We start from the raw sequence: 13,454 nt of genomic DNA on the forward strand, positions 1-13,454 counted from the left end.
GTCACCAGACGGTCATGTTGTTGTGGATCGCTTACCCCCAATACCTGTGGAGCTGCCTGTGGATAACCTGAGTGAAAGGCGCTAGATCCCTTGCGCTGCAAGGCTTGCAGAGCGGTGTCTGTTTTTTGATCAGGGTGGCGACACACCTCCCTGGCGTTTTTCGACGCCCACACTCGTTGCCAGATAACGACTTGCTCGATAAGCCAGGTGGAGCCGTAAACCTTTTCTGCCCTTTGAAGCTGCGCGTCGCGTCCTTGCGCAAGTCACTCAACTGCGCACCGGTAAACCTCGATGGAGCTGCCGAAGCATGATGCGGTCGCACGATTATGTGCGTCATGGCACCGCCACGCTGTTGATGGCCCTGAACTAACTTCAGGGGCATTCGACCAGGAGTATTGGATATAAACATCGGCATCAGCAGTGACTGGAGTTTCTCAAGAAGATCAATCGAGAAACACCCAGGCAACTCCAACCGCATTTGATCGCCGATAACTATTTTTAAAAATCCACCATCAGATCCAGATAATATTGCGGCCGGACTGTCAGCACTCACTTGAAACAGGCTCATTACTATGCGGTTCTTAATCACTGGCGGTGCAGGGTATATCGGTTCACACACATTGCTGGAATTGCTTCAGGCAGGCCACGAGGCGGTGGTTCTGGATAACCTGTGCAATAGTTCCATGCGCTCACTAGAGCGCGTGCAACAAATAACCGGCAGCACCCCTGTATTTGTGCAAGGTGATGTTTGCGACCGCGCCGTCCTTGACCGTATTTTTACCCAGTACGAGATTGATGTGGTATTGCACTTCGCTGGCCTGAAAGCCGTCGGAGAGAGCGTAAAACAACCCTTGTCCTACTATCAGAACAACGTGAGTGGCAGCATCACCTTGTGCCAGGCCATGGCCACCGCAGGCGTCTACCGTCTGGTGTTCAGCTCCTCCGCCACAGTGTACGGCGACCCGGTGCAGATGCCGATTGTCGAGAGCTGCCCACTGGGAACACCTACCAACCCCTATGGCACCTCCAAGTTAATGGTAGAGAAGATGCTGCAGGATATGGCAACTGCCGATCCACGCTGGTCAGTTGCCCTGCTGCGCTACTTCAATCCGGTGGGTGCACATCAGAGTGGACTGCTGGGCGAAGACCCCAACGGCCTGCCGGAAAATCTATTGCCCTACATAAGCCGTGTCGCAGTGGGAAAACTCGAAAAACTTTCCATCTATGGCAACGACTATCCGACCCCCGATGGCACCGGCGTTCGCGACTACATTCATGTAGTTGATCTTGCCAAAGGGCACGTAGCGGCCGTGGACTACATTTGCCAGCACAGCGGTATAAATGCCTGGAACCTCGGAACGGGGGTGGGTTACTCGGTACTGGAGATGATCCGGGCATTCGAGGACGCCTCTGGCTGCAGCATTCCCCACACTCTCTCCCCACGTCGCCAGGGCGACATTGCGCAATGCTGGTCAGACCCGTCCAAGGCACTTCACGATCTGGGCTGGAAGGCAGAACTCGGGTTGAAGGAGATGATGGAGGATACCTGGCGTTGGCAGTCGAATAACCCAGATGGGTACCGGTAGTTTTAAATGAAGACTGCACTGGCCGGCAACTCATCCAATAGGTGCTGTTCCCGAGCCTTGCTTACAATAACCACCCCTACCATTTTCTAGGTTTTTTGATGTCCCCCTCCCCTACTTCCCACGTCGCGATTATCGGTGGCGGTCCCGCCGGCCTGATGGCCGCCGAGGTACTGAGCCAGGCCGGAGTTCGGGTCGACCTGTACGACGGCATGCCATCGGTGGGCCGAAAATTCCTCCTGGCCGGGGTGGGTGGCATGAACATCACCCACTCCGAAGCCTATCCGGCCTTTCTCTCCCGCTACGCCGAACGGGCGCCACACGTCGCCCCGCTGCTGCGGGAGTTCGGCGCCGAAGCACTGTGCCAGTGGATTCATGGCCTAGGCATCGAAACCTTTGTCGGCAGCTCGGGACGGGTGTTCCCCACCGACATGAAAGCCGCGCCGCTGCTGCGCGCCTGGCTCAAGCGCCTGCGCGACGCCGGGGTGGTTATCCACACCCGGCACCGCTGGCTGGGCTGGAATGCTGACGGCAGCCTGCGCATCCAGCACCCCGAAGGCGAAAGCGCGGTAAAGGCGGACGCCGTCCTCCTAGCATTGGGCGGTGGCAGTTGGTCGCGACTGGGTTCCGATGGTGCGTGGCTACCCCTGCTGGAGCAGCGTGGTGTGCAGGTTGCGCCGTTGCAACCAAGCAATTGCGGTTTTGAGGTCAGTGCCTGGAGCGAGTTGCTGCGCGGCAAATTCGCCGGCGCCCCGTTGAAGAACGTCGCCATCGGCCTCAATGACGACCGCCCACGCCTGGGGGAATGCGTGATCACCGCCAGCGGCATCGAGGGCAGCCTGATCTATGCGCTGTCGGCATCGATTCGCGAAGCGATCAATCAAGGCGGCCGGGCAACCCTTCATATCGATCTGCTACCGGGCAAGCCCCTGGACAAGATCCAGACTGCCCTGACCAAGCCTCGCGGTTCGCGCTCCATGGCCAAGCACTTGCAGAGCCAACTGGGGATCGAAGGCGTGAAAGCGGCGTTGCTACGGGAGCTGACACCCGCCGAGGCGTTCAATGAGCCAGCGCTCCTGGCGGCAGCAATCAAGGCACTGCCCTTGACGCTGGTGAAGACCCGCCCATTGGACGAGGCCATCAGTAGCGCCGGCGGCGTAGTCTTCGAAGCGCTGGATGAGCGGCTGATGCTGGAGCCATTGCCTGGAGTGTTCTGCGCCGGGGAGATGCTCGACTGGGAGGCGCCCACCGGTGGTTACCTGCTGACCGCCTGCTTTGCCAGCGGCCGTCGGGCCGGGCTGGGAATGCTGGAGTGGCTGCAGCACAGGCCGTAAACAGCTTCGCCGGCAAGCCGGCTCCTACGGGGGGTTGCAGGAGCCGGCTTGCCGGCGAAGAGATCAGCGCAATTCAGATCAAGGCTTGCGCTTGCGCGGCCCAGTGTTGAACGCCGGGACCTTGCGTACAGGTTTCACCGCCGGCGCTTCGGCCACTTCACCACTGTCTACCCACTTGCCCAGGTTGCGCTTGCCGCCAGAAGTTTTCGGTTTCTTGGGCTTCTTCGGCTTCTTCACCACCTGACCACTGGCGTCGGTTTCCGGCACCCGGTGCTCGGGCTCGAAATCCTGTTCTTCATGACGTTTCAAGGTCTGGCGAGTCAGCATCTCGATCGCCGACAGCAGGTTGACCTCGTCGGCACACACCAGGGAAATCGCCTCACCGGTAGAACCGGCACGCCCGGTGCGACCAATGCGGTGGATATAGTCCTCGGCCACGATCGGCAGGTCGAAGTTGACCACCAGCGGCAGATCTTCGATGTCCAGGCCTCGGGCCGCTACATCGGTAGCCACCAGGATCTGGATCTCGCTGGCCTTGAAACGGTCCAGGGCGCGTTGGCGCGTGGCCTGGGGTTTGTCGCCATGGATACCGTCGGCATTCACGCCCTGGCCCTGGAGTTTTTCCACCAGGGCGTCCACACCGTTGCGGGTCTTGGCAAACACCAGCACCTGCTTCCAGCGGTTCTTGCGCAGCAGGTGACTGAACAACTCCGGCTTGCGCTTCTTGTCCACCGGCACCACCCACTGCTTGACCGTATTGGCGGCCACGTTGCGCGGGCTGACTTCGATGCTCAGCGGGTCGTTGAGCATTTGCCCGGCCAACTCACGGATGGCGTCGGAGAAAGTGGCGGAGAACAGCAGGGTCTGGCGCTTCTTCGGCAGCGCGGCATAGATGCTCTTGAGCTCTTCGGAGAAGCCCAGGTCAAGCATACGGTCGGCCTCATCCAGCACCAGGGTCTGCAACTGGCTGAACTTCACCGCGTTCTGGCGGAACAGGTCCAGCAGACGCCCCGGGGTGGCCACCAGCAAGTCCACGCCTTTGCGCAGCTTCATCATCTGCGGGTTGATGCTGACCCCGCCGTACACCGCATAGGTGCGCAGCGGCAGGTGCTCGGCGTACTGGCGCACGCTTTCGTGGACCTGCTCGGCCAGCTCCCGGGTCGGCACCAGGATCAGCGCGCGCACCGAGTTGCTGTCCACCTTCGGCCCTTCCATGGTCAGCAACTGCAGCAGCGGCAAGGCGAAACCGGCGGTCTTGCCCGTGCCGGTCTGAGCAGCGGCCATCAGGTCACGACCGGCCAACACCGCCGGAATGGCTTGCGCCTGCACCGGGGTCGGGGTCTGGTAGCCGAGGGTTTCAAGGGCGCGCAGCAAGGGTTCGATCAGGCCAAGAGTGGCGAATGTCATGGGGGTACCGTAGGAAAAAGTCAGCACAGAGAGGCAATGGGCGGCAGTTTACCCTAATTCCGGGACATGCTCCTGAGCCGTCCCAGGCCTGCGCAGCACGCCCCGGTGAGTGTATCCTCGCCGCACTGATTGCCACGGGTTGCCAGACAGAACGACGGGACAGCCCACCTGGCACCTACCTGTTCCCTTTGTTTTACCCCTCAGGAGCCCCACCTCGCATGGATAACCAAAACCCTTTCCAAGCCCCCACTGCCGAACTTCTCGCCAACAAGCCAGCCGATCAGAACCTGAGCCTCTACAGCATCGCCGCCATTGGTCTGAGCACCTTTATCGGCACCTCGGTGGCGGGCGCCTATTTCATCAGCCAGAACCTCAAGGCACTGGGGCGCGAAAGTGAAGTGAACAAAGTCTGGGCCATGGGCATCGGCCTCTTCATCGCCATGAGCCTGGCAGGCTTTTTCCTTCCGGAGAGCATTCCCGCCGTGGTCTTCATCCTGCCGCCGATCTACGGGATGAATGCCTACGCACGCCAACTCTTTGGTCCGCAGGTGGTGGAACACAAGGCCAGCAACGGGCGCTTTGTTTCGCTATGGCGAGTGGCAGGAATCAGCCTGCTGTTTTGCCTGGCCATGGCAGCAGTGGTCTTCACACTGGTGCTGCTGATCGGGTTCGAGTGAGTCTTTGATACTGAAACCATAACGCCGGGCATTGCCCGGCGTTGTTTATTGCGACCGCGCTGCTCCCTGGGCCGTTGTGGCCGACTCGCCGGTCCTTCTCCTCTGCCCCCCAACAGCCCCCAACATTGGGCCAACAACCATTGCGCAACGGGCCTTGCCCCAGGGCCGGCAAACTCCCTAGGACCGGTACTAAAAGCCTCCCTCTCGATATACGGCGACGGTTCCCCTGCCTATGATGCCGACCGCCGGCACAACTCCTTATCCACATCATCAGCGCGGACGCTTTAGCGGTCCTGTTCGCCAGGTTTTGCGCCGCGCTGTGACTTTCCAGGAATGGTTATGTCGAGCTTCAGATTAAACGCCCTGTCCCGTGCCACCCGTCTTTGGGTCGCCAGTCTCGGGACTGCCGTAATGTTGCCACTGAGTGGCTTGGCCCTTGCTGCACAAGCACCTGCCACACCTGCACAGCCGCTTGGCGAGCAAGTCATCAGCGGTCACTTCATCAATCTCCAGGCGCTGACCGCCAATCCGATGCAGCGCAGTGCTGTCGAAGCCGGGACCGACCTGCTGTTGCAGGAAACCGGGATGCGCATCCGCAGCCTGATCCCGCAGCAGAACGAGACGTTCAAGGACCTCAAGGTCATGACCGGTCAGTTGGAAGGCCGCGCCCGTTCGCTGAGCGCACCCGGGGAGATGACCCTGGTTGCCCGTGACGACGGCAGCTTTATCGCCCTGCTGCCCGACGTTGGCGCGATCATTCGCGGCAACGCCAATGGTGAACAGTCGATGATCCGTCTTGAGGCCAATCCGGCGCAGACACGGAACAGCATCGACTACGTGGAAAGCGATGTCGTCGAGTCCTCCCAGGTGCTGGAAACACTCAGTGGCCAGCGCAGCCTGCAACTCAACCGCAACGCCCAGGGCGAAACCGTCATCGACGTGCTGGCCGGTTTCTCCCAGGTAGCGGCCGACTACATCGGCGACCACGAAGCCTATGCCGTGGGCCAGATCGCCGCCGTCAACCGCGCACTGAAACAGTCCCTGGTCCAGGGCGTGCGCCTGCGCCTGGTGGGCACCCAGGTGATCCCCGGTGACTATCCGATTACCGCCTCTGCCAGCACCGGTACCCTGGGCAAGGTGAGCACCCTGTTCGCTGAAGGCATGAAGCAATACAGCCCTGACATGGTGGCGGCATTCGTCAAAGGCACCCCCGGCGAGGACACCGCCGCGGGCTGGGGTTATGTCGGTGGCCGCTACACCCTCAACTACATTGGCTCGGCCGCAGTCTTCCGTCATGAAATCGGTCACAACGCCGGCGGCCACCACTGCTCCGATGGTTCCAGCTACAAGTTCGGTCATAACAACGGCTCGGTCGGCAGCATCATGTGTGGCAACAACATCGGCTACTTCTCCAACCCCGACGTGAAAGACATCCGCGGAGTACCGATAGGGGATGCACGCACCGCCAACATGGCTCGGGTGTGGCGTGAAAACGCGGCAAGAATGTCCGCTTTCGCCCCCGCCGTGGTGCCCCTGGCCGAGGAGCAAGCAAGCCGGGTCCTCGAAGAGCGGATCAACCTGGACAAGAATCAATGGCGCTACCTCCCCATTGACGTGGCCCCCGGTACAGAGCGCCTGGTGTTCATGATCACCAGCGGTGAGCGTACCGAACACCCCGCGGCCACCCAGTTGCTGATCAAGCGCGGCGCCCAACCAAGCCTCAGCGATTACGACTATCGCTCCCTGGAAAGTGCCGGGCCATCGCTGGGGGTGAACAACCCGCAAGCCGGCCGTTGGTACCTGGCCGTGCGTGGCAACAAGAGCAAGGCCGTCTCCGATCTGGTGCTCGATGGATTCAGCTACGCCAACCGGAATGAAAGCGTCCAGGCTCGCTACCTGAAGCTGGTGGCCACCTCCGCGGTGGACGGCAAGGACGGCGCCAGCGTGGCCGAATTGCTGCTGGCCGATGCCAAGGGCCAATCACTGCCACGCAGCAGTTGGCGTGTCCTGTCCACCAGCAGTGCCGTGGCCGGCTCCGGGGCTCACGCCATCGACGGCAACCCCAAGTCCTACTGGAACTCCGCCGCCGGTGCGCGTTACCCCCATGAGATCGTCATTGACCTGGGCGCGGACAGCCGCTTCTCGCAACTGCATTACCTGCCCCGCCAGGATGGCGGCCAGGCCGGTAACATCAAGGGCTACCAGGTGTATGGCAGCAACAGTCCAAGCGGCGTCTGGAGCTTGCTCGCCGATGGCGAGTTCAGTGCCGACAACCAAGTCAAGGCAGCGTCCCTGAAGTCTTTGGATCCGGGTAAAGCCCCAGTGCCGGTGATCAGCGGCAAGGCCGAAGCCAATGCCGGAGACACGATCGTGCTGGATGCTTCAGAGTCCAGCGATCCGCAAGGCAATGCCTTGAGTTTCGCCTGGCAAGCCTCGCCCAAGCTGGATTTCAGCTTCGACGGTGCTCGTATCAGCTTTACCGCTCCAGAACTGCAGGAGGACACCCGTTACTACTTCACCCTGACCTTGAGCAACGGCAAACAGAGCAGCACCCGGACCCACGAAGTGCTGATCAAGGGCAAGGCCGTCACCACCAGTTGCAAGCCGGAGTGGAAAGTCGGCAACACCTACGTCACCAATGATGTAGTGCAGTGGAAAGGTCGTCAGTACCAGGCTCGTTGGTGGACATCGGGCAGCGAGCCGGGCAATCCGTCCTTCACAGGGCCTGATGGCGCTGGCAAAGTCTGGCGTGACCTCGGCCCCTGCCAGAGCGGTGGCGAGAAACCGACCGAACCGCCAGTGGAGGAGATCAAGCCGCCGGTCGCCATCATCGGCGGTGCCTCTGAGGCCAAGCCGGGTGAGATGGTTTACCTCAATGCCACGGCGTCCAGTGACCCGGCCGGCCTCAAGCTGAGCTACAGCTGGAAAATCAGCCCCAGCGTCGGTTTCGACGCAGCAGGCACGCTGATGAAGTTCGTCGCCCCCAAAGCCGATCAGGACGTCATCTACAACGTCAGCCTGACAGTGAACAACGGCAAGCACAGTGCAACCCGTGAGCATCAGGTCAAGGTCTTGGCCGAGACTCCGGCAGTGGTCAAGCCGCCGGTGGCCCACATCGCCGGTGCCGCCCAGGCCAAAGCCGGCGAGTCGGTCACCCTCGACGCCGCAGGCTCCAGTGATCCGGCCGGCCTCGCCCTGAGCTACAAGTGGAGCGTGACGCCCAGCGTGGCCTTCCAGGCCTCAGGGTCGAAACTGACCTTTGTCGCCCCCAAAAGCGATAAGGACGTCAGCTACCGTTTCACCCTGGACCTGGGCAACGGCAGCCATACCGTCAGCCGCGACCACAGCGTGACAGTGCAGGCGGACAAGGTTGAAACCCCAACCGGCTGCCAGGGCGCCTGGAGTCCCAAAGGCACCTACTGGGCCAATGACAAGGTCAGTCACAAGGGGCGTTTCTATATCGCCCGCTGGTGGACCAGCGGCAATGAACCTAGCGCCGCCACTGTCGGCGGAGAAGGCAGCGGCAAGGTCTGGCGTGACGCCGGCACCTGCAACTGAGGCAACAAGGTTGACCGGTAGCGCTGCGATCCGGTCGACTTTACCCGGCATTCTCAGGTAAAAGAGTCGGCGGCGGCCATCAGTCGTCGCCAACTCTCTGCCGCTGATCGCCGCTTGCTCCCCCATTGCGCGCCCCCCCACTGGCAGAACACCGATGCTTTGCCTATGGAGACGTTGATGCGCAACCTTGTCCTGTCCGCATGGATGCTAGCGGGCCTTGCACTTTCCCTGCCCCAGGCGCAGGCCGCCGAACTCATCGGTTTTCGTGAAGTGACGCTGGCGGACGCAAGCCAGCAGCGCCCCCTGCATGTCGCCCTCTGGTACCCCACCGCCAACACCGCCCCGCTGCTGACATCTGCTGACAACCCGGTCTTCCAGGGCCTGACGAGCATCAAGGATGCCGCTCCTACCGGCTCCGCACATCCGTTGGTGGTGCTATCCCATGGCTATCGCGGCAATTGGCGCAATCTGAGTTGGCTGGTATCCAGCCTGGTCGACCAGGGCTATATAGTCGCGGCCCCCGATCATCCGGGCACCACCTCTTTCGACCAGCGCCCCGCAGAAGCCGCCAAACTCTGGGAACGCCCGCACGACTTGAGCCGGGTCATCGACCGGCTCACCAGCGACAACACCTTGGCCGGCACCGTCGACCCGCAACGCATTGCCGCCATCGGCCATTCCCTGGGCGGCTGGACAGTCACCGCGCTGGCCGGCTCCCGCTATAGCGCGCAACGCTACCTTGAAGAATGTCGGCTGCATCCCAACCCGCGCCTGTGCGGGCTGGCACCGGAACTGGGAATTACCCCGCAGAATCAAGGCCCCCTGGGCGCCGATCTGCGCGACCCGCGAGTCAAGGCGGTCGTTTCCCTGGACCCGGGGCTGGTCCGCGGGTTTACCCCCGAAAGCCTGTCAGCGGTGCAAACGCCGACCCTGATCCTGGGGGCCGGGGTCGATATTGCTGGAATGCCGGTGGCGCTGGAATCGGGCTATCTGCAGGCCAACCGGGCGCCAGCCACTTCAAGCCTGCTGGTGATCGACGATGCCAGCCACTTCAGCTTCATGCAGATCTGCAAGCCAGGCGCCACGGCTCTGCTCAAGGAGCACGCCCCCGAGGATGAAATTATCTGCCGGGACGGCAACGGCCGCAGCCGCGAAGCGATTCACCAGCAAGTGACCCAGGTCATCGGCGGTTTTCTCGACCGGAGCCTTGCCGGCCAGTCGCTTGAACAGTGATCAGGCCGTCTCTTCCTGGACCACGGCCTTGGGCTTGCGCCATTGCGGCAAGCCGATCAGCACCACGGCGCTGATGATCACCAGCATGGCCATGGCTTCCTCGATGCCGATGGTTTCACCCACGAAGACAATGCCCAGCAGCACCGCTACCGCCGGGTTGACATAGGCGTAGCTGGTGGCCGCTGCCGGGCGTACGTGCTTGAGCAGGTACATGTAGGCGTTGAAGGCGATGATCGAACCGAAACCAGCCAGGTAGGCCAGGGCCAGCCAGCCTTCCAGCGGCGGCATGGCGTCCAGATGCTCGCCGCTCAAGACACTGCCGATCATCAACACCACGCCACCGACGAGCATTTCTGCAGCGCTGGCCATGGCCCCCTGAGGCAGCGGGAGGTGCCTGCTCAACACCGAACCAAAGGCCCAGGCTGCTGCGGCGAACAGCAGCAAGGCGGCGCCCAGCGGACTCGATTGCAGGTTGGAACCGAGGTTGAGCATGCCGATACCGATCATCCCGAGGATGATCCCGGCCCACTCCAGACGCGTGTTGCGTGCGCCCCAGAAATAGCCGCAGAGCAAGGTGAACAAAGGCACCGTGGCCACCGCCAGCGCCGCCACTCCGGAGGTCACCCCGGAATGTTCGGCCAGCGTTACCGCACCGTTGCCGCAGCTCAGCAGCAACACGCCGATAATCCCCGCGGCCTTCCACTGCGCCCAGGTCGGTGCCGGGACGCCGCGCCAGCGCAGGAAGGCATACATCAGGCTGCCGGCGATGATGAAACGCACACCGCCGAGCATCAGCGGTGGCCAGTATTCGACGCCGATACGGATCACCAGATAGGTCGAACCCCAGATCACGTACAGAGCAAAAAAGGCGGCGATCAACGGCAACGGAAAACGGCTTTGGCCAGGCATGGGAGGCAGCTCGGAGACAGGCAGGGGGAGCACTATTCTAAAAAGCCGCTGCAGGGAATTTAAGTTACAAAACCTGTTTATAACGGCAGTACACTTTCCAAAACATGGAGTTCAGGGCTATATGCCGTGCTTTCGAAAGTCGTACCTAACAGAGGCCTTCCATGGACAAATATGATCGTATGCTCCTGGCCAGCTTGCTGGAAAACGGCCGAGCGAGTTATGCCGATCTGGCGCGCAAGGTCAACCTATCGGCACCGGCAGTGGCCGAGCGCGTGGCCAAGCTCGAAGCCAGCGGGGTGATTACCGGCTATCAGGCCAAGGTCGACATGGCCAAGGTGGGGCTACCGATCCAGTGCGTGATCGAGTTGCGTCTGGCCCAGCACGGCAACCAGAAGAACTATGACGAACTGATCAAGATCCCCCAGCTCACCGAGTGTCATCGGGTGACGGGGGACCCTTGCGTGATCATGCAAGCTGCCGTGGGCTCGATGCCGGAGCTGGAGGAACTGATCAACCGCGTGGCCCAGTTCGGTTTCAGCAAGACCTCCATCGTGCTTTCCAGCGCCATCGAACGGCGTGTCCCCCTGGGGCAACTGGAAAACAATGGCAAGTGAGCCGGACCGGCCCCTCAGAAACCGCGCTGGCGCTTGAGGTGCTCGGGAATCTTGGCGGCTGGGACCTTCTGCAACTTGCAGAGGAAGTCGTGGGACAGTTCACGCAAGCCATGCTTGTGGCGTAGCTCGCCGGCCAGGTGCGCCACCAGGTTGGCGGCCATTTCCGCATCGGCCATGGCTCGGTGAGCCTGACCGGTGTGGGGCAAGCCGGCAAACGAGGTCAGGGTGCCCAGCTTGTGGTTCGGAGCCGCGGGCATCAGGCGCCGGGCCAGCAACAAGGAACAGGCAAAATTCTGCAGACGGGTACGCTTGATCCGCCCTAGCTCAAAATCCCAGAACTTCTGGTCGAACGCCGCGTTGTGCGCCAGCAACGGCGTGGTGCCGACGAACTCGTTGACCTCGTTCATCACCTGCTCCGCCGGCGGGGCGCTGCGCAGCATGGCATTGCTGATGCCCGTCAGTTGTTCGATAAAGCCCGGCACCCGCACGCCAGCGTTCATCAGGCTCTGGTAACGCTCGACGATGCGCCCCTGTTCTAGGATCACCACGGCGATTTCCGTGGCCCGGCAACTGCTGCTCGGGGAGATCCCGGTGGTTTCAAAGTCGATGACGGCAATACGTTCCAAACCTGTGCAGCTCCGTATAAAAATTGATCAGCTTTTCAGCAGCAAGGCGCCTTCGATCGGCACATAGCGCGTGGCCGCGCGAATCAGCGAATTGGCAGTCAGGCCCGGCACGCCATAGGCCACCGCGCTGACCCCGTGCTTGTGGATGATGCGCTCGAGCAGCAGGTCGAAGTCGCCGTCGCCGGAGGCCAGCACCACTTCGTCGACCTGGGCGGCGGCATCCATGATGTCGATGGTGATGCCCACGTCCCAGTCGCCCTTGGCCGAGCCGTCGCTGCGCTGAATGTAGGGTTTGAGTTTTACCGTGAAGCCCAGGTTGCGCAGGATCTGCTGAAACTGCTGCTGCTTGCTGTCACCGCGATCGATGGCATAGGCATAGGCTTCGACGATCTGCCCCTCCTTACTGATATCCGCCCACAGCGCCGCGTAGTTGAAGTGACAACCATAGGCTTGGCGGACGGTGTAATAGAGGTTCTGGACGTCGGCGAACACAGCGATTTTCTTCACCGCTAATCCTCATGGCGCAGCAGCGCAAGGGCTGGAACGGGGCTCAAGACCCGAAAAGTCGCCCAGTATGCCAGTCACAAGGAATGTTCCGCGAATAATCGGTCCGGGGCAGGCGCCTGCCCCGGACCGACGGAGCGTCAGACGAAGGAATCGTCGTCGGAGAAGAACGAGCTGTCGTCGTTGTCGTAGTCGGCGTTGCTGAAGCCGCCCTGGTCGTTGTTGCCCCAGGAGTCGTTGTTGGCCATCCGCTGATCGTCATTGCCCCAGCCGCTGTTGTCGCTCGCCGGCGCCGGTTCTTCCTTGATGACTTCGACGACTTCCTGAGGCTGCTGGTTGCTGTGGAACAGGCTGCTGATGCCCTGGGCCAGCATCACCCCGCCCGCCACGCCGGCTGCGGTTTTCAAGGCCCCACCGAGGAAGCTGCTGCCGGCCGCCGCCGGTGCCGGTTGCGGCGCATAGCTCTGCTGCGGGGCGCCGAAATTCTGCTGCGGGGGCGCGCCGAAGGACGAGCGGGATGGCTCACGCCAGCCACCGCCCGAGGACGGCGCCACACTCGGGGCCTGCGCGGGAGCCGGTTGCGGCTCGCGGGAACCCCCGAAGATGCTCGACAGGAAGCCGCCACTCGCCGCCGGAGCTGAAGCCGCAGCGGCGGCCTGGGAACGGGCCTGTTGCAGTTCGGCCTGCAACTGCTGCACTTGCTGGCTCAGTTGTTTGTTCTGCTCGTCGAGGCTCTTGAGGGCAGCCTCCTGCACCAGGATCGCCTGGGTCATGAAATACCCGGCCGCAGGCTGGCGGATCAGGTGTTCCTTGATCCGCGCTTCGGCCTGGGCGTCACGTGGAGCTGAGTCCGTCTCGGCTTGTTGCAACCGTGAAAACAGTCCATCGATCAGGGTTTGCTCTTCGCTGTTCATGGCGACCTCTTTAGATTGCCGGTAAAAATCTGGTCCGTGCCCCCATAGGGCCGCGGTACGCACCAGTTATGGGGCTGGGGCGACGAGTTTCAATG

General features: G+C 61.9%; 11 protein-coding genes and 1 pseudogene. 7 read left to right on the forward strand and 5 right to left on the reverse strand.

Features of this window, described 5'->3' with window-relative positions:
* Positions 1-191: 191 nt before the first annotated feature.
* From ACSSVC_RS31525 to ACSSVC_RS31535, 3 genes and pseudogenes are all read left to right on the forward strand, one after another.
* Positions 192-496: pseudogene (locus ACSSVC_RS31525) on the forward strand (hypothetical protein); the annotation flags it as partial.
* 76 nt (positions 497-572) lie between these two features.
* Complete coding sequence (galE, locus tag ACSSVC_RS31530; RefSeq protein ID WP_404937726.1) at positions 573-1,586, forward strand: UDP-glucose 4-epimerase GalE; 1,014 nt, start codon at positions 573-575, stop codon at positions 1,584-1,586.
* Between the two features lie 98 nt (positions 1,587-1,684).
* Positions 1,685-2,917 (forward strand): TIGR03862 family flavoprotein, encoded by a 1,233-nt coding sequence (locus ACSSVC_RS31535; protein WP_346635932.1) that lies wholly within the window; start codon positions 1,685-1,687, stop codon positions 2,915-2,917.
* A 78-nt stretch (positions 2,918-2,995) separates the two neighbouring features.
* Here ACSSVC_RS31535 and rhlE1 read toward each other — a convergent pair whose 3' ends face one another.
* Entirely contained in the window at positions 2,996-4,324 is a 1,329-nt protein-coding gene (rhlE1, locus tag ACSSVC_RS31540; RefSeq protein WP_492611860.1) for an RNA helicase RhlE1, read from the reverse strand.
* A gap of 218 nt (positions 4,325-4,542) precedes the next feature.
* On the opposite strand from rhlE1, the gene ACSSVC_RS31545 reads away from it, so the two are divergent.
* From ACSSVC_RS31545 to ACSSVC_RS31555, 3 genes are all read left to right on the forward strand, one after another.
* Positions 4,543-5,001 carry a hypothetical protein gene (locus ACSSVC_RS31545; protein ID WP_404937727.1) on the forward strand — a complete coding sequence of 153 codons (459 nt, stop codon included), beginning with the start codon at positions 4,543-4,545 and terminating at the stop codon, positions 4,999-5,001.
* Positions 5,002-5,412: 411 nt separating this feature from the next.
* A complete protein-coding gene (locus ACSSVC_RS31550; RefSeq protein ID WP_346635691.1) occupies positions 5,413-8,559 on the forward strand; it encodes a discoidin domain-containing protein in 3,147 nt (1,048 codons plus the stop codon).
* A gap of 177 nt (positions 8,560-8,736) precedes the next feature.
* Positions 8,737-9,792, forward strand: coding sequence for an alpha/beta hydrolase family protein (locus ACSSVC_RS31555; RefSeq protein ID WP_346635690.1), 1,056 nt, complete (start codon positions 8,737-8,739; stop codon positions 9,790-9,792).
* On the opposite strand, the gene yedA is transcribed toward ACSSVC_RS31555, so the two are convergent.
* Positions 9,793-10,701 (reverse strand): drug/metabolite exporter YedA, encoded by a 909-nt coding sequence (gene yedA / locus ACSSVC_RS31560; RefSeq protein ID WP_404937730.1) that lies wholly within the window; start codon positions 10,699-10,701, stop codon positions 9,793-9,795.
* 161 nt (positions 10,702-10,862) lie between these two features.
* On the opposite strand from yedA, the gene ACSSVC_RS31565 reads away from it, so the two are divergent.
* Positions 10,863-11,315, forward strand: a complete 453-nt coding sequence (locus ACSSVC_RS31565; protein ID WP_346635688.1) for an Lrp/AsnC family transcriptional regulator — start codon at positions 10,863-10,865, stop codon at positions 11,313-11,315.
* A 14-nt stretch (positions 11,316-11,329) separates the two neighbouring features.
* Here the strand turns inward: ACSSVC_RS31565 and ACSSVC_RS31570 are convergent, their stop codons facing one another.
* The 3 genes from ACSSVC_RS31570 to ACSSVC_RS31580 all read right to left on the reverse strand — a co-directional run bounded on the left by ACSSVC_RS31570 (position 11,330) and on the right by ACSSVC_RS31580 (position 13,359).
* The gene (locus tag ACSSVC_RS31570; RefSeq protein WP_110596235.1) at positions 11,330-11,941 is read right to left on the reverse strand and encodes a 3'-5' exonuclease; all 612 of its coding nucleotides are present in this window, start codon (positions 11,939-11,941) and stop codon (positions 11,330-11,332) included.
* 27 nt (positions 11,942-11,968) lie between these two features.
* Positions 11,969-12,448 carry a LabA-like NYN domain-containing protein gene (locus ACSSVC_RS31575; protein WP_102882313.1) on the reverse strand — a complete coding sequence of 160 codons (480 nt, stop codon included), beginning with the start codon at positions 12,446-12,448 and terminating at the stop codon, positions 11,969-11,971.
* A 137-nt stretch (positions 12,449-12,585) separates the two neighbouring features.
* Positions 12,586-13,359 carry a DUF2076 domain-containing protein gene (locus ACSSVC_RS31580; protein ID WP_492611861.1) on the reverse strand — a complete coding sequence of 258 codons (774 nt, stop codon included), beginning with the start codon at positions 13,357-13,359 and terminating at the stop codon, positions 12,586-12,588.
* Positions 13,360-13,454: the final 95 nt, after the last annotated feature.

The organism is Pseudomonas sp. E1BtOHC1 (assembly GCF_058744285.1).

Bases quoted from the DNA above. Each gene is read 5' to 3' on its own strand.
- galE (WP_404937726.1), top strand. From the start codon at position 573: ATGCGGTTCTTAATCACTGGCGGTGCAGGGTATATCGGTTCACACACA.
- ACSSVC_RS31555 (WP_346635690.1), top strand. From the start codon at position 8,737: ATGCGCAACCTTGTCCTGTCCGCATGGATGCTAGCGGGCCTTGCACTT.
- yedA (WP_404937730.1), bottom strand. From the start codon at position 10,701: ATGCCTGGCCAAAGCCGTTTTCCGTTGCCGTTGATCGCCGCCTTTTTT.
- ACSSVC_RS31565 (WP_346635688.1), top strand. From the start codon at position 10,863: ATGGACAAATATGATCGTATGCTCCTGGCCAGCTTGCTGGAAAACGGC.
- rhlE1 (WP_492611860.1), bottom strand. From the start codon at position 4,324: ATGACATTCGCCACTCTTGGCCTGATCGAACCCTTGCTGCGCGCCCTT.
- ACSSVC_RS31550 (WP_346635691.1), top strand. From the start codon at position 5,413: ATGTTGCCACTGAGTGGCTTGGCCCTTGCTGCACAAGCACCTGCCACA.
- ACSSVC_RS31580 (WP_492611861.1), bottom strand. From the start codon at position 13,359: ATGAACAGCGAAGAGCAAACCCTGATCGATGGACTGTTTTCACGGTTG.
- ACSSVC_RS31535 (WP_346635932.1), top strand. From the start codon at position 1,685: ATGTCCCCCTCCCCTACTTCCCACGTCGCGATTATCGGTGGCGGTCCC.
- ACSSVC_RS31545 (WP_404937727.1), top strand. From the start codon at position 4,543: ATGGATAACCAAAACCCTTTCCAAGCCCCCACTGCCGAACTTCTCGCC.